This window comes from Rhizocola hellebori, from assembly GCF_016862955.1.
In the GTDB taxonomy this organism is placed as follows: domain Bacteria; phylum Actinomycetota; class Actinomycetes; order Mycobacteriales; family Micromonosporaceae; genus Rhizocola; species Rhizocola hellebori.
In genome coordinates, this window is the sequence record NZ_BONY01000001.1 from 78,719 (window position 1) to 94,278 (window position 15,560).

Genomic DNA, 15,560 nt, shown 5'->3' on the forward strand with positions numbered 1-15,560 from the left:
GATCCGACATCGCCTGCCAAGATTTTTTTCAGGACTTCTGGCTACAGTCCTCCCACGACCTATCTGCGCACCCCGGGCGGAGTCGGGCCGCGCCGTCAAGCCGGGCCGCGCCCTCAAGCCGGAACGCGCCCTCAAGCCGGAACGCGCCCTCAAGCCGGAACGCGCCCACAAGCCGGAACGCGCCCACAAGCCGGAACGCGCCGTCAAGCCGCGCCGCGCCCTCAAGCTGGGCCGCGCCACAAGCTTGGCCGCGCCCGCGGGCTTGGTTAGGTGGCGGTGCGGGATTGGGTCCAGTAGGGGGACAGGCGGAGCATGGAGGCGCGCGCGAGTGGGCCGGCTATTGGCATCAGGTGCCGGCGCCAGCCGAGGGTGGCCGCGATCGCGTTGACGATGGCGTCGAAGTCGTGGCGCTGATAGCCCAGTAGCTCCTGGCTCTGCGACGTATCAAGCCAATCTGTGCAGTAGTGCTGGTCGCTGAACGCCTCCCGCGGCAGCATCCGCAGGCCCATCGCGGCCATCAGCCGGGTCAGGTAGTCGCCGTAGGTCAGCTGGCAGGACGCTCCCCCGCCGACGAACATGACCCGCCCCCACACCTGTGGGGTGTCGAGCGCGCTGGCGACAGCGTAGGCCGCGTCGTCGGCGTGCAGCGCCTCTATCCGGTTGTCCAGCCCGATCTCGAACATGATCGGGTGGGCCTTGCGCAGGCCGAGCACGGGAATGTCCGCGAAGCGGAAAATGGCCCAGCGCAGCCCGGACTCCCGGACCAGTCCCTCGCACTCAATCTTGTGCGCGGTATAGGGATTGGTGGCCACCATCGGATCGTCCACCCGGCGCGGCGGCGGCTTGTCCAGCGTCACCCCATGAACGTCCAAAGTGGAGGTAAAGAGCAACCTGGGCGGATTCGCCTGCGCACGGCACGCCGCGATGACATTGGCCGTTCCGTCCACATTGACCCGTCGCGCCAGCTCGGGCTGCTCGTCGGCCAGCGGCGGGATGATCGCCGCGAGATGGATCACCACGTCGACCCCGGCGACAGCCCGCGCGACTGCCTCGGCATCGCCGACATCGCCCCAGACCACTTGCGCCCCAACACCTTTGCGTCGAGCGAAGCGCCGGTTGGCCGGGGTGGGCAGATCGAAGCAGCGCACCTGATGCCCGCGCCGCGTCAGCTCGGCCAGCACGTGTGAACCGACGTTGCCGAACGCGCCCGTCAGCAGAACCTTCACCAGGGTGGACATGCCAACGAGTTTGGCACACCCGGCGCTCAACAAAACGCTTCACTTGGATATTTGAATCCGCTACGTTTGTAGCGCTACATCTGTAGCGGATGACTTTGGAGGCGAAGATGCAAAACGTCGATGTCGCCGTGGTGGGAGCGGGCCCCACCGGGCTCGCGCTTGCCTGTGAGCTGCGGCTGGCCGGGGTGAGCTGCACCGTGCTGGAAAAGCGGGCCGAGGAGCCCAACCTGACCCGCGCCTTCGCCGTGCACTCGCGCACCCTGGAGCTGCTCGACGCCCGCGGCCTGGCCGATGACCTGGTGACCCAGGGCATCGTGGTGCGTGAGGTGTCACCGACGCCCGGCGCGGTGCTCAAGCTGGAGATCCTCGCCAACCGGTACCCCTTCCTGCTGCTCATGGCGCAGAGCCGCACCGAGCTCATGCTCGAAAAACACGCCCGCGAGCTGGGTGCGCAGATCGTGCGCGGCTGCGCGGTGACCGGCCTGGCCCAGGACGGCGACGGTGTCACGCTGAGCACCACCGGCGGCGAGATGCGCGCCAAGTTCGTGGTGGGCACCGACGGCGCGCACAGCGCGGTGCGCGACCTGATCGGCGTCAAGTTCGCCGGCAAGCAATACCAGACCCACATCCTGCTGGCCGACGTGCAGCTGGCGCGCCCGCCGCAGGAGACCCTGTTCGGCGTGAGCAACCCCAGCGGCCTGGCCCTTTTCGTGCCGTTCGGCGATTCGTGGTTCCGGGCGATCGTCTGGGACAGGTCGCGCGAGCAGGCGCCGCTCGACGAGCCGGTCACGCTGGCCGAGCTGCAGGGCTCGTTCCGGCGCATCACCGGCGACGACTACGGCATGAGCGAACCGCGTTGGAGCACAAGGTTTCTCAGCGAGCGGCGGCAGGCCGAGCGCTATCGGGTGGGCCGGGTCTTCCTGGCCGGCGACGCCGCGCACGTGCATTCGCCCGTGGGCGGGCAGGGCATGAACACCGGCATCCAGGACGCCTTCAACCTGGGCTGGAAGCTGGCCGCGGTGCTGCGTGGGCGGGGCGGCGACGAGCTTCTCGACAGCTATCAGGCCGAGCGCCATCCCGTCGGCGAGAGCGTCTTGAAGATCACCGATACCCTGTTCAACCTGGTGCTGTCCAGCTCGAAGGTGGACGCTGCGGTGCGGCGCTTCATCATTCGCAACGCGCTCAAAATCGGCAGGGTGCGCACGAGCATCGCGGGCCGGCTGTCGGGCGTCGGGATCGCTTATAAGCCTTTGTCCGGTACCCATCAAATGGTTGGCAAGCGAATGCCGGACCTGACGGGTGTCAAGGGGCGGCTGTATGAGGCGCTGCGCGAAGGAAAGTTTGTCCTGGTCGGAGCGGATGCCGGCGTCTGGTCCGACGACGTGGTCTCCTTCGAGGCCACCAGCACCCCGCCCGTGGTGCTGGTGCGGCCGGACGGCTACGTGGCCTGGGCAGCCGACCGGGTCAACGACGGCGAGGTCACCGCGGCCCTGCGGCAGTGGTGCGGGCAGCGGCCCTGATGCCGCCGGCCAACACCGCGCGCCGCAACCGGCTGGCCGACGCGGCCATGGAAATCCTTGCCGGTCATGGTGCCCACGGCCTGACCCATCGGGCCGTGGACACCGCCACCGGTGAGCCACCGGGCACCACGTCGCGCTACTTTCGCACGCGCGACGCGCTGTTCCTGGGGGTGGTGGAGAGGGCGCGCGAGCAACACTTTGACGATCTGCGGCAGGCCGCCTTTCCCGCGCTGGACAAGGCGGCCCTGGGCGAACGCCTCTCCGCGATCGTGCTGAACGCGCTGACAGTCAACCGGTCCCGGCATCTGGCCATGGCGGAGCTGTTCCTGGAGGCCACCCGCCGCCCCGGGCTGCGCCAGGCGATGACCGAAACCCGGGCTTCCCAGATCCAGCTCATCAGCAACCTGCATCAGGCGGCCGGGGTCGAGATTTCCCAGCAGGAGGCCACCCTGCTGGTGGCGACCATCACCGGTCTGGTGCTGGTCGCCCTCACTACTCCTGGAGTTCTTTAAGCGTGTCAAGCACCTGCTGGCCGAATTTGGCCAGCTTCGCCTCACCGACCCCGCTTATCCGGCTCAGAGCGCCCAATGTGGACGGTTCGTCGGTGGCGATCTGGCGCAGCGTGGAGTCGTGGAAGATGACATAGGCGGGCACGCCCAGCTCCTTGGCGGCCGCCGCCCGCCACGCGCGCAGGCGCTCGAAAACCGGCGCCGCCGCGGCCGGCAGGTCTGCCGCCGGGGCCTGCTTTCCTTTGGCCGCAGCCGGTTTGGCGACCAGAACATCGCGGCGCAGCATCACCTGGCGCTCGCGGCTGAGCACCGTGCGGCTTTCCGCGGTCAGCACCAGGGTGCCGTAGTCGCCCTCCACGGCGAGCAGGCCCTGCGCCAGCAGCTGGCGCACCACGCCACCCCACTCGGACTTGCTCAGGTCCTTGCCAATGCCGAAGACCGACAGCGCATCGTGCTTGTACTGCGCCACTTTCTCGGTCTGGAGACCGAGCAGGATGTCGATGGCCTGCCCGGCCCCGAACTTCTGATTGCGCTCCTTGTCCAGCCGCAGCACGGTGGAAAGCAGCATCTGCGCCGGAATCGTGCCGTCCCAAGACTCGGGTGGGCTCAGGCAGGTGTCACAGTTGCCGCACGACTCCTGACCCTGCTGGCCGAAGTAGGCCAGCAACTGCGAACGGCGGCACTGCACCGTTTCGCAGAGGGCGAGCATCGCGTCGAGATGTTTGGACTGCACGCGCCGGTGCGCCAGATCGCCTTCCGAGCTGTCGATGAGCTTGCGCAGCTGGACCACATCGGCCAGACCGTAAGCCAGCCAGGCGGTCGACGGCAGCCCGTCGCGCCCGGCCCGGCCGGTCTCCTGGTAGTAGCCCTCGACCGACTTGGGCAGGTCGAGGTGGGCCACGAACCGCACGTCGGGCTTGTCGATGCCCATCCCGAACGCGATGGTGGCCACCATCACCAGGCCCTCGTCGCGCAGGAACCGGGCCTGATTGCGGGCGCGCACCGGCGCGTCGAGCCCCGCATGATAGGGCAGCGCGACGATTCCGTTGGCCACCAAGAACTCTGCGGTCTTCTCCACCGAGTTGCGCGACAGGCAGTAGACGATGCCCGCGTCGCCGGCGTGCTCTGTGCGCAACAGCTGAAGCAATTGCCGGCGCGGCTCGTTCTTCGGCACGATCCGGTATTGGATGTTGGGCCGGTCGAAGCTGGCCACGAAATGGCGAGCCTGGTTCAGGTTGAGCCGGTTGGCTATTTCGCGATGGGTGGCCGAGGTGGCCGTGGCCGTGAGCGCTATGCGCGGCACGTCGGGCCAGCGCTCGTGCACCATGGACAGGGCGAGATAGTCGGGCCGGAAGTCGTGCCCCCACTGCGACACGCAGTGCGCTTCGTCGATCGCGAACAGCGAGATCTTGCCCCGGTCGAGCAGCCGCAGTGTCGACGGGACGCCCAGCCCTTCGGGCGCGAGGTAAAGCAGATCGAGCTCACCGGCCAGGAACGCCGACTCGACCTCCCGCCTGGCCTGCATGTCCTGCGTCGAGTTGACGAACCCGGCCCGCACCCCGGCCGCACGCAGCGCGTCGACCTGGTCCTGCATCAACGCGATCAGCGGCGAGATGACCACCCCGGTGCCCGGCCGCACCAGCGCCGGGATCTGATAGCACAGCGATTTTCCGCCGCCGGTGGGCATCAGCACCAGCGCGTCGCCGCCGCCGATGACATGTTCGATGATCTCGCGCTGGCTTCCCCGGAAGTCTTCGTAGCCGAACACCCGGCGAAGCACGGTCAGTGCCTCGCTATTGATCGCTGCCTGAACCACCCGCCGATCCTACGGCGCAGCCCCGACAGCTTCGCGCTCCCCCTTGGCCGACATAGATGATCGCTGCAGCCCGGGCGGTGCAGCGATCATCCGTGCGGTGCGTGCGGGGTCAGCGGGCCGCGGCGGCGAGGATCTGGCCGAACGCCTGCATGCCGTTGGCGTTGGGGTGCAGCGGGGCGGCGATGGAGGTGGGGATGAAGCCCTCGATCCAGCGGCTGCTGGATCCCTGGCAGGTGTCGTGGCCCGCGCCGGGGGTGCGCACGTCGACGTAGGCCGCCCCGGCCGCGGCGGCTTCACGGGCGGTGATCAGGTTCAAATAGTCGACCTTGGCCTGGACGTAGTTGGCGTCGATCGGTACCAGCGGCTGGGTGGGCCAGCAGCCGTTGCGCTTGACATACAGGCCGTAGCCGACCACGAAGATGCGCGCCTGCGGCGCCCGGGCGCGGATCCCGGCCAGGGTCGCTTGCAGCTTGGGGGCGTAGGCGTCGATGCGGGCGTTGACGAGATCCACACCGTTGACCACATTGTCGTAGTAACACGGCCGCTCGAACGGGTTGATCCGCACACACGACTCACCGAGCGAGATCAGGCTGGTGTCGTTGCCCCCGATGGTGAGCGTGACCAGGGTGGTGTCCGCGGAGAGGGCGTCGAACTGCGGTGCCGCGCCGCTCTGCGACTGTGTCATGTGGTCGGTCTTGGCTCCGCTGCAGGTGACATCGCGCAGCACCGCGACACCGAGCAGCCCGGCCGCCACGTGCGGGTAGTTGCGCCCCGATCGCCAGCACGGGTCCAGGGTGAGCTGCGGAAGGATCCCGGGGCCGGAGGCGAACGAGTCGCCCAGGGCGACGTAGACCCCGCCCGCGGCCGCGGCAGGAGCGACACCGAGGAAGGTGGACATCAGCAGCGTTACGGCGGTAACGAAGGCGTAGCGCCTCGCTCTGCGATCCATCGATTCTCCTTTAGATTGTGAACGATGGGTGTCGCACAGATGATGGATGGCTGCAAACCGGAAGTGAACTGGGCAGTAAGGTAAATTTATGAGGGCCGATTTGTGACCGGACACAAAGCGCTCAGCGCGGGCGGCCGTCCCCTCAGCACACGGATCGCGGCGAGCTTGCCCGAGCTGGTCGCCCACATCTTGTCGAGCCTGCTGGCCGAGGTCCCGCTGTACGGGCGGCTGCCCGCCGAGGAGCTGCACGGCGAGGTGGCCTCGATCATCGAGCACAACGTGCGTGTCTTCGGGGACCTGCTGCGGGAACAACGGCTGGCCACTGTGTCCGAATTGGACAGACAGCGCATGTCGGCACGCCGCCGCGCGGAGGAGGGGGTGCCGCTGGATGCCGTGCTGGAGGCCTACCTGCTGGGCACCAGCGTGCTGTGGCAGGACATCACCATTGACGCCACCGCCGCTGACTTCGCCGATCTTCAAGCAGGGCAAAGACTTCTTCTGGGGTACCTGCGCCAGCTGACCGCCGCGGTCAGCGCCGAATACATGGAGGCAAGGCAGTCCCTGCTGCACGCCGAGCACGACGCGCGCCGCTCATTGATCACCGCGCTGCTGGCCGGTGGGGCGCTGGACAATCCGGCCCAGTACGCGGGCCTGCCCCTGCCCGACCAATACGCCGTGCTGGTCGTCTCGGCCGCGCCGCACACCGACGAGGCCGATGAGGCGATCGCCGGCCCGGTCGCCGGGCGCCGCAAAATCCGCCGCATCCAGAGCCTTTTCGAGCAGTTCACCGAGGAGCCCGTGCTGTCGGTGCTGGACGCGAACGGTGGAGTGGTGCTCATCCCCTCCGCGCCCGGCGACACCCTCGAGTGGGGCAAGCTGCGAACCCTTGTCCAGCAAGCAACCGCGACCGCCGGAGCCGACGTGATCGCGGCCGGTGTGATCGCCAACCCGGCCGGCGTCCCCGACGCGGTCAAGCAGGCGGGCGAGATCCTCGCCCTGGTGCGCCGCCTCGGCTACGACCCGGGCCTGTACAGGCTGACCGATGTCCTTCTGGAATACCAGCTTTCCCGGCCCAGCCCGGCCCGCGCGGAACTGGCCCGGCTGCTCGACCCGCTGCGCGCCAACCCGGACCTGCTGCGCACGCTTCAGGCCTACCTTCGCAACGGCCTGAGCCGCACCCGTACCGCGACGGAACTGTTCGTCCACCCCAACACTGTCGACTATCGGCTGCGCCGCATCACCCAGCTCACCGGCCTCAACCCCGCCCTGCCCCAAGACCTGCAACACCTGCGCGCCGCAATGCTGGCCGGTTTCTAAGGGGCGGCGCGCAAATAGCTCAACAGCGGGAGAAATCCGGCCGATCGGGCGAGCTGGAAATACGGGATTGGCTCTACATTCGCAGCGTGGCCATCCCCCGCCGTCTATTCATCCTGCTCACCACCGTCGCTTTGGTGGTCTCGGCGGGGTGCACGCGGTCGGAGTCCGGCCCCCCGCGGCGGGTCGCCACGGCGGCCGACTCGGTCGACTGGCCCGGCGCCGCGCCGGAGCAGACCTACCCGGTCGGCTTGCGCACCTTGGCTCTGCAACGCGGGGACAGACCCCTGCCCACCACGATCTGGTATCCCGCCGCCGGCCCGCCCGGCGGTGTTTTGTCACCGGGCGCGGAGGCGGCCGTGGGCCGGTTCCCGATCGTCCTGCTCAGCCACGGGCTCGGCGGGCAACCCGAGGGCTTCGCCGACATCGCCCAGGCTCTGGCCGGCGATGGTTTCGTGGTCGCGGCGCCGGCTTACCCGTACACGAAAAAGGAATCACCGGCATTTGATCGTCACGATGTGCGCCATCAGCCGGCCGACGCCGCCTTCGTCCTCGACGAGATCGCCAAGCTGGGCCGGAGGATGGGCGACCCGTTCGCCGGGCGGCTGGCGGCACGGATGTGCGCGGCCGGCTTCTCCGCGGGCGGCACCACCACCAGCGGGATGCTCACGCCGGGTCGCGACCCGCGGCTGAAGTGCGCGGTGATCATCTCGGGCCGGGTGATGGAGGGCGGATACACCGGGCAGGCCGTCCCGGTGCTGTTCGTGCACGGCGACGCGGACACCGTCGTGGCCTATTCGGTCGGCCGCGGCGCCTATGACAAGCTGGCCTGGCCCAAGGCTTTTCTGACCATGAAGGGCTGCGGTCACGGCGAGTTCCTCGACTCCAAACGCGCTGGCTTCGCCCCCGCGCGTGCCGCCATCACCGACTTCCTGCGCTGGAACCTCTACGGCGACACGGCGGCACGGAAGCGGATGTCCGCGGGCGGCACGCTCAGCGGCGGGACCGTGTTTGAAGATCAATTCTGAGTTGGCTTTGTTGTGGGTGGCGCGCTCTGATTGCTAACTTGTGCAGATGCCCCACTCGGGTAGCCTCGGCCGTCACGTGTGCTGGGCTTTTGATGACCCGGCAGACTTTCGCCTGCGCGCGGCGCAATACCTGAGCGAAGGCATGGCCGGCGGCGCCCGCGTCATCTACATCGCCAAGGGCGACCCCGAGCTGCTGCTCGATGACCTCTCCATAGTCCAGGGCTTTCGCCCGGCGGTGGCCAGCGGCGCCGCGCAGGTCATGTCGATCGATTCCGCATATGACGCTCACGCCACCATCGACCCGGCACAGCAGCTGCAGTTCTATGCCGATGCCACCGAGCAGGCCCTCGCCGACGGTCACACCGGGCTGAGGGTGGCCGCCGACACCACGTCGCTGGTGCTGACCGACGCCAATCTGGACGCTTTCGCGCGCTATGAGCACCTCGCCGATCGCTACATGGTCTCCCATCCGCTGACCGCGCTGTGCGCCTTCGACCGCGACTGGCTAACCGCCGAGCAGGTGGCACAGCTGGCGTGCATGCATCCGCAGGCGAGCCCGGAAGCCACTCAGGTAAGGCTTTACGCTGCTGCCGACGCCCAGATCGACGTCGTTCTCGATGGCGAGATCGACATGGCCAGCCACCGGCTGCTGCACGCGGCGCTGGAGCGCGCCGACCCGGCCGGTCAGAACAGCTCGATCACCATCGATGCGATGGGCGTGGAGTTCATCGACCACGAGGGTGTCTACGTGCTGTCCGAGTACCTGTCACGCCGGGCTGCCACCGCCACGGTGAGATGCCGGCCCGAGAGCTCGCTGGCCATCCTGATCCAGCTGCTGAGCCCGCCCCGGCTGCACCTGGAGATCCGGTGAGAACGGGCGTGGCCGCGGGCCATCGCGGATTCTTTCATCAGAGCGCCTTTTACGGCTCTGACGAAGAGTTCCTCGCTGTCGTCACGCCTTTCCTCGCCGACGGTCTCGGGGCCGGTGAGCCCACCGTCGTCGCTTTCAGCCCGGCCAATGAGGCGCTGATCCGAGCCGCCTTCGGCAACGACAGCGGCCTGACCTATCTGGAGGGCGAGGCGCAATATCAGCGGCCGGCCGGCGCCATCCGGGGCTACCGCGAAATCATGGCCAATCTGGTGGCGCGCGGCGCCACGCAGATCCGCATCGTGGGCGACGTCCCCCACCCCGGCCTGGGCGTGCCGTGGGAGTGGTGGGCCCGTTACGAGGCGCTGGTCAACCACGCCTTCGCCGAGTTCCCGCTGTGGGGGCTGTGCCCGTACGACACCCGCACCGCCCCGCCCGAGGTGCTCGACCAGGTCCGGCGCACCCATCCGCACCTGGCCACCCCGCACGGGAGTCTGGCCAATCCCGCCTTCGAGGACCCGCGGGAGTTCCTCAACCGGATCACCCCGCGCTGGCACGACCCGCTGGAGCTGACCCGGCCGCTGTTCGAGCTGCGCGACCCGCCCGCCGCGGCGGCCCGCGACGCGGTGACCCAGGCCGGGCGCGCCACCGAGCTGTCCGGAGCCGACATCAGCGGCCTGGTGCTGGCCGCGACCGAGGCCATCACCAACGCGGTCCTGCACGGCCGGCCACCGGTGCGGGTGCGGATCTGGGCGCAGCCGCGGCGGGTGGTGGTCGCCGTGACCGACCACGGCACCGGTCCCGACAACCCCTTCGTGGGCCTGATCCCGGCCCGGGAATCCGACGACGGCGTGGGCGGGCTCGGGCTATGGCTGGCCCACCAGATGTGCAGCTATGTGTCGCTCAACCGAGACTCCGACGGCTTCACCGTCCGCCTGATCGCGGAGACGCCCCACCCGCAGCAGAGTGCGGATGGGGCGCATTCGGGTACCGGCTAAGGGATTTCCACCGACACGTCGTCGACGACGAAGCGGGTCAGCTGGCTGCTGTCCTCGACCGAGGTGAACAGCAGCGTGGATGAGGCGTTCCAGGCGGGCGAGATGGAGTAGGTCTTCTGCACGTAGCCGCGTTGCTCGTCCAGATTGGACAGTGTGCCGGCCGTGGTGGCGCCGAACTTCACCGTCAGCTTGTCGAACTGCGAGATGGTCGTGGTCTCGTCGGTGGTGACCCACACCCAGTACTTGATGTTCGCCGTCCCGCAGTTCACCGAGGGCATCGGCACCGACTGCGACAGGGTGTCGGTGTGCACCGCGTTGTGGCCGCCGAGCTTGGCCCGCCAGTCCCCGTCGTGCGGGCTGTTGTAGCTGCCCAAGGCCTGGCCGATCACGCCCGCGGTCGCCGTCCACGAATTCGACTGGCTCTCGAATCCGCCGTTTTTCACCCAGGAACTCGGCATGCAGCCGCTCGAACCGGTCACCAGCCAGGTGATCTTCGTGGTGACCACGTTGCTCGACACGTCGGTGACGGTAACCGTGGCGATGGTAAAGCCCGCTTGGGTAGGGGTTCCGGTGACCAGACCGGAAGCCGACATCGTCAGGCCGGCAGGCAGACCGGTGGCCGCGAAGGTGAGCGCCTCACTCAGCGGGTGAACCGCTTGCAGCTGAAGGGAAACCGCCGTGCCCAGCTTCGAGGTGCGGTTGCCCGGGTTGGTGAGCAGGGGCAGCGTCTGAGCCGGGGCGCAGGCCGCCTCGCTCGCCTGGACAGGCACCGCCACCGCCGCCCACGCCGCCTTGACCGCCTCGCACTCGACGCCGCCGTAGAGATCGTTGGCGGCGTTGATGGTGGAAACCCGTGCCTTGGCATAGGTTTCGTTGCTCACCATGTAGGCCGACAGGGCCTGGTACCAGATGCGCCCGGCCTTCTCGTTGCCTATCCCGGTAACGGCTGGGGCACCGCCACAGGTCGGGCTGTTGCCCCACGCGGACATACCCGAGCCCACCGCGAGCGTGTAGAAGAAGTGGTTGCCCACGCCCGAGGAGTAGTGCGGGTCGACCCCGCCCACCCCGTTGTACCAGCACGACTTCGACACGCCGTCCTGGTCCGGGTCGTCCATCCAGCGCAGCGGCGTGGCCGCACCGGTGATCTTCTCGCCGATCTTGTAGTCGGCCGCGTCGGCGGCGTTGTTGGCGTGGAACTCCACCAGCGTCCCGAAGATGTCACTGGTGGACTCGTTGAGCCCGCCCGCCTCCGACAGGTTGTAGTTCAGGTTCGCGGTCTCGCTGGTGACACCGTGCGACATTTCGTGCCCGGCCACATCGATCGCGGTGACCAGAGGCAGGTTGCCGGGGCCGCCGCCGTCGCCGTACATCATGCAGAAGCAGTCATCGTTCCAGCCCGCGTTGTCGGTGAAGTAGCCGTAGCTCGGGTCGTAGAAAATGTAGTGCACGAACGACCTCGCACCCACCCCGTTGTTCTTTATTCCGTTGCGGCCCAACACGTTCTTGTAGAAGTCCCAGGTGACCGCGGCGCCGTAGTGGGCGTCGACGGCCGCCGAGGCGCGGTTGCTCATAGCGCCGGTCGACCAGTAGTTGTCGCTGTCGGTGAAGGTGACCGTTCCGGTGTTCTCGTTGTTGGTCGCGTCGAGCGCGTCGCGGGTGAGGTGGCCGCCACGGGTGCGGTCCTTGAGGTAGTAGGTGATCGGCACCACGACGCTGTTGAGCTGGTATGCCGAGGCCAGTGCCACCTTGCCGGTGTGGTAGCCCGCGCCGGTACCGGTCGAGCCCTGCTCGCAGCACGGCGGGGTGGTGCCGCCGCCGGGCGGCTCGGGCGCGTTGGGGTGCACCAGGCCTTCGGTCTTCGCGGGCCGTGCCTGGCCCCCGCCGGCCGCGATGGTGCGCAGACCGGTGTCGCTGCCGCGTACCGCACCGGTGAGCGCGTCGACAAACACGTGCAGGATCCCGCCGGGGATCGGGATGGCGACATCCCAGGCCAGGGTGGGCTGGGCGGCCGCGTCCACGAACAGTTCGGTGGCGGAGAACCCGGCTTTGCGCACCACGTCCGGAAACGCGCCGGCCGCGATCGAGGTGGCCTTCGCCGCGTCCAGCGCGGGCGTCACCGCCAGGCTGAGCTGGCTGTCCAGCGCATTGGTCACGGCTTTGAACCCGCCGCCGGGCCGGTAGTGCAGGATCGCCTCGCCGCCGCGCACCTTGAGCCCGTGGTAGGTGCGTTCCACCCGGACATGGCTGGTGCCGTCGGCGTCCACGACGGCGGTGCGCGCGGTGAAGGCGTCGCCGGGTGCCGCCCTCAGGGCGGCCCGTTGGGCGGACAGGTCCTGCGTCGCGTGGTCCATCGCTTCCTGGACGGTCGGCGAGGCGGCCGGTGTGGGCGCCGGTTGCGCGGCGGCGGGGCCCGCCATGGTCAGGGTGGCCGTGCCAACCGCGGTCAGCAGCGCAGCGGCGGCGAAGAGGGGTCGAGATCGGAACATGGGGTCTCCCGGGGTGTGTCCTCGTGAGCGGGCTGAATCAGCGCGCCAGTAAGGGGTACCGCCGGATGGTTGTGAAACTGTTGTGACCTCGTTTGGGCAGCTCACCGAGGGCACGGGCGACCGCCGCCTCGCCGTGGCTGTCGCCAAGCTGACGGGTCAGGGCGAGCGCCTGCTCCAGCAGGCCGCGCGCGGCGTCGGCGTCACCGCGGGCCAGGTGCACCTCGCCCGCCTTCTCCAGGGTGGTGACCAGGGTGCGCAGGTCTCCCCCGGCCCGCTTGAGCTCCAGCGCCTGTTCCAGATGGGCCAGCGCGCTGGCGTGGTCGCCACGGCGCAGGTAGGTCGCGCCCAGGCTGTCGTGCACAATGCCTTGCCGGGCAAGGTCTCCCGACTCCTGATGCAGGGCCAGCGCCAGCTGAAGATGGTGCAGCGCCTCAGCATGCCGGCCGAGGTTGGCCTGAGCGTAGCCGATGTTGTTGAGCACCATGCCCTGCGCCATCGCGTTGCCGGTCTGCCGGAGCAGCTCGAGCGCAAGCTGGTAGGGCTGCAGGGCCAGCTCGTAGTCGCCGCGGTCGGCGTGCAGCACACCGATGCTGTTGAGCGCGTTGGCTTCCTCCCGCGCGTCGCCGATCTGGCGGGCCAGCGTAACCGCCCGCCACAGCGCGGGCAGCGCCGCGTCGTGCTGGCGCAGGAGCCGGTGACAGGATCCGAGGTCGGTCAGCGCGATCACCTCTACGGCTGGATCCGCCAGCCGTTGCGCCGCGGCGAGAAACTCGGTGGCCAGGTCGACCATCTCCGCCGTGTACCTATACCGGCAGAAGGTATGTGCGTGGTAGGCCAGCTGGGCGACAAGCCGGTCCTGCCCGGCCCGGACAGCCGAGCGCACCAGCGGCACCAGGTTGCGGTGCTCGTGGTCGAAGAAGTCGAGGACGGCATCGGTCTCGGGCGCGAAAGGCAGGTCGTGGCTCGAAAGTGGACGGTCCGGCGCCATCCGGTCCCGGTAGGGCCGCAGGATCCGGCTGCCCGCCGCGACCAGACCGGCCTGCCACTGCAGCAGGCGCAGCAGGGCGGCGGCCCGTTCCGGCGGCCCTTCCTCGGAGGTGAGCCGCTCGGCCGCGAAGAGCCTGATCAGATCGTGAAACGCGAACCGTTCGCTGGCCACCTCCTCCAGGAGGTGGGCCGCGGTGAGGCCGTCGGCCGCGCGGCGCGCCTGCGGCTGCGACAGCCCGGCCACCGCCGCCACCGCGGGCAGGCAGATGGTGGCCCCCGGATTGCAGGACATCAGGCGAAAGGTGCGGGCCAAGGGCTGCGGCAGCGCCGCGTAGGACGAGGCGAACGCGGCCCGGATGCTGCGGCCCGAGTCCTCGATCTCAAGCGCGGTAAGCCTTTCCGCCTCGTCGGCCAGCTCGGCGACGAGATGTTTGAGCATCAGCTGGGGCCGGAAAGCGAGCCGTGCGGCGGCGATGCGAAGCGCCAGCGGGAGCCGCCCGCAGAACTGCACCAGTTGCATGGCGGCGACGGACTCGCGCTCCACCCGCTCCTTGCCGACCATGAGGTGCAGCAGCTTCTCGGCGGACCGGTCGTCCAGCGGCTCCAGCGACAGGAATCGGGCCGAGTGCTCAACCATGAGCGCCAGCAACCTGTTTCGGGTGGTAACCAGCAACCGGCTCGGCCCGGACGCCGGGATAAGCCCGCTGAGCTGATCGGAGGAGCCCACGTTGTCGAAGATCAGCAGCAGCCGGCGGTCGGCGACCATCGCCTGGTAGCGGCTTTCCAGCTGCCTACGGTCCACGGTCAGCTGCTCCGCGGAGACGCCCATCGCGCGCAGCAGGTGCACCAGCACATCCTGCGGCCGTAGCGCCGACTCCGGGTCGTGGCCGCACAGGTCGACGAAGACCTGGCCGTCCGGGAAGCCCGCCTTCACCCGGTGCGCGTGCTGGATGGCCAATGCCGTCTTGCCCTGGCCGGGCTGACCGGCGATGACCACCACCCGGCTGTCCAGCTCGGCCAGCTGGTCCAGCTCCCGCTCCCGGCCCGCGAAGTGCTGCGGCGGAGCTGGAAGCTGTTGCGGGATGGGCTCTTCGGCCAGCAGCTGCGCCTGGCGGTCGCGCAACCCCGGCCCCGGCTCCACCCCCAGCTCGCCGACCAGAACCGCCCGCGCGCGCTGATAGGCGGCCAGCGCGTCGCCGCGGCGGCCCAGCCGGGCCAGCGCATCCATCAGCAGCTCCCAGAGCGGCTCGCGCAGCGGCTGCTCATTGACCAGCCGCTCAAGCTCGCCGATGGCTTGCGCGCCATGGCCCAGCTTGATTTCCAGCCGCCACCGCTCCTCGATGGCGGCCAGCCGTTCCTCGGCCAGCAGCGCGATCTCCCCGGCGCCCCACTCGACCGGACGGCAGTCCTGCATCACCTCGCCGCGCCACAGTTGCAAAGCCTGTTCCAGGTACCGCAACGCGTCCTCGGCCGTTGCCTGGCGGGCCTGGCGGACCAGATCGCCGAAGCGCAGACAGTCCACTTCGGACCGGTCGATGGCCAGCAGGTAGCCCGGATCGCAGGTGACCACCGCCTCCCCCAGCCCGATCTCGCTGAACGCCTGCCGCACCCGCGACACGTGGCTGTGCAGCGACCGCAACGCCGTTCTGGGTGGGCAGAGGCCCCACAGCGCGTCGATGAGCGCCTCGCCCGACACCACCTCACCGGCCCGCAGCGCCAGTAACCCGACGATGGCCGGCTGCTTGGAGCCGCTCAGCACCGCCCGCCCGGCCGGGCTCACCACCTCGACCGAGCCGAGCAGTCTGATCATCGGGCGCATCACGGTGGCTGTTCCTCCCCCGGGGGCG

11 protein-coding genes are annotated in these 15,560 nt (G+C 69.1%); 6 read left to right on the forward strand and 5 right to left on the reverse strand.

Features of this window, described 5'->3' with window-relative positions; genetic code table 11:
• Positions 1-266: 266 nt before the first annotated feature.
• On the reverse strand, positions 267-1,238 hold the full coding sequence (locus Rhe02_RS00350; RefSeq protein WP_239123122.1) for an NAD-dependent epimerase/dehydratase family protein: 972 nt from the start codon (positions 1,236-1,238) through the stop codon (positions 267-269).
• 107 nt (positions 1,239-1,345) lie between these two features.
• On the opposite strand from Rhe02_RS00350, the gene Rhe02_RS00355 reads away from it, so the two are divergent.
• Together Rhe02_RS00355 and Rhe02_RS00360 are read left to right on the forward strand one after the other, a co-directional pair.
• Positions 1,346-2,758: an FAD-dependent monooxygenase gene (locus Rhe02_RS00355; RefSeq protein ID WP_203905955.1), complete on the forward strand. Its 1,413-nt coding sequence runs from the start codon at positions 1,346-1,348 to the stop codon at positions 2,756-2,758.
• The gene (locus Rhe02_RS00360; protein WP_203905956.1) at positions 2,758-3,270 is read left to right on the forward strand and encodes a TetR/AcrR family transcriptional regulator; all 513 of its coding nucleotides are present in this window, start codon (positions 2,758-2,760) and stop codon (positions 3,268-3,270) included. Before Rhe02_RS00355 ends, Rhe02_RS00360 begins: the two co-directional genes overlap by 1 nt.
• Here Rhe02_RS00360 and recQ read toward each other — a convergent pair.
• Positions 3,251-5,083, reverse strand: coding sequence for a DNA helicase RecQ (recQ, locus tag Rhe02_RS00365; RefSeq protein WP_203905957.1), 1,833 nt, complete (start codon positions 5,081-5,083; stop codon positions 3,251-3,253). The two genes, Rhe02_RS00360 and recQ, sit on opposite strands and share 20 nt — an antisense overlap.
• A gap of 109 nt (positions 5,084-5,192) precedes the next feature.
• Positions 5,193-6,032 carry an SGNH/GDSL hydrolase family protein gene (locus Rhe02_RS00370; protein ID WP_203905958.1) on the reverse strand — a complete coding sequence of 280 codons (840 nt, stop codon included), beginning with the start codon at positions 6,030-6,032 and terminating at the stop codon, positions 5,193-5,195.
• Between the two features lie 102 nt (positions 6,033-6,134).
• On the opposite strand from Rhe02_RS00370, the gene Rhe02_RS00375 reads away from it, so the two are divergent.
• The 4 genes from Rhe02_RS00375 to Rhe02_RS00390 all read left to right on the forward strand — a co-directional run bounded on the left by Rhe02_RS00375 (position 6,135) and on the right by Rhe02_RS00390 (position 10,240).
• Positions 6,135-7,349 (forward strand): PucR family transcriptional regulator, encoded by a 1,215-nt coding sequence (locus tag Rhe02_RS00375; RefSeq protein WP_203905959.1) that lies wholly within the window; start codon positions 6,135-6,137, stop codon positions 7,347-7,349.
• A gap of 86 nt (positions 7,350-7,435) precedes the next feature.
• Positions 7,436-8,374, forward strand: coding sequence for an alpha/beta hydrolase family protein (locus Rhe02_RS00380; protein WP_203905960.1), 939 nt, complete (start codon positions 7,436-7,438; stop codon positions 8,372-8,374).
• Positions 8,375-8,420: 46 nt separating this feature from the next.
• On the forward strand, positions 8,421-9,245 hold the full coding sequence (locus Rhe02_RS00385) for an MEDS domain-containing protein (RefSeq protein WP_203905961.1): 825 nt from the start codon (positions 8,421-8,423) through the stop codon (positions 9,243-9,245).
• Positions 9,242-10,240 carry an anti-sigma factor RsbA family regulatory protein gene (locus tag Rhe02_RS00390; RefSeq protein ID WP_203905962.1) on the forward strand — a complete coding sequence of 333 codons (999 nt, stop codon included), beginning with the start codon at positions 9,242-9,244 and terminating at the stop codon, positions 10,238-10,240. The genes Rhe02_RS00385 and Rhe02_RS00390 overlap by 4 nt, the downstream gene beginning before the upstream one ends.
• On the opposite strand, the gene Rhe02_RS00395 is transcribed toward Rhe02_RS00390, so the two are convergent.
• Positions 10,237-12,726, reverse strand: coding sequence for a M4 family metallopeptidase (locus Rhe02_RS00395; protein ID WP_203905963.1), 2,490 nt, complete (start codon positions 12,724-12,726; stop codon positions 10,237-10,239). The two genes, Rhe02_RS00390 and Rhe02_RS00395, sit on opposite strands and share 4 nt — an antisense overlap.
• Positions 12,727-12,763: 37 nt before the next feature.
• Positions 12,764-15,523, reverse strand: a complete 2,760-nt coding sequence (locus tag Rhe02_RS00400) for an AfsR/SARP family transcriptional regulator (protein ID WP_203905964.1) — start codon at positions 15,521-15,523, stop codon at positions 12,764-12,766.
• Between the last annotated feature and the right edge of the window lie 37 nt (positions 15,524-15,560).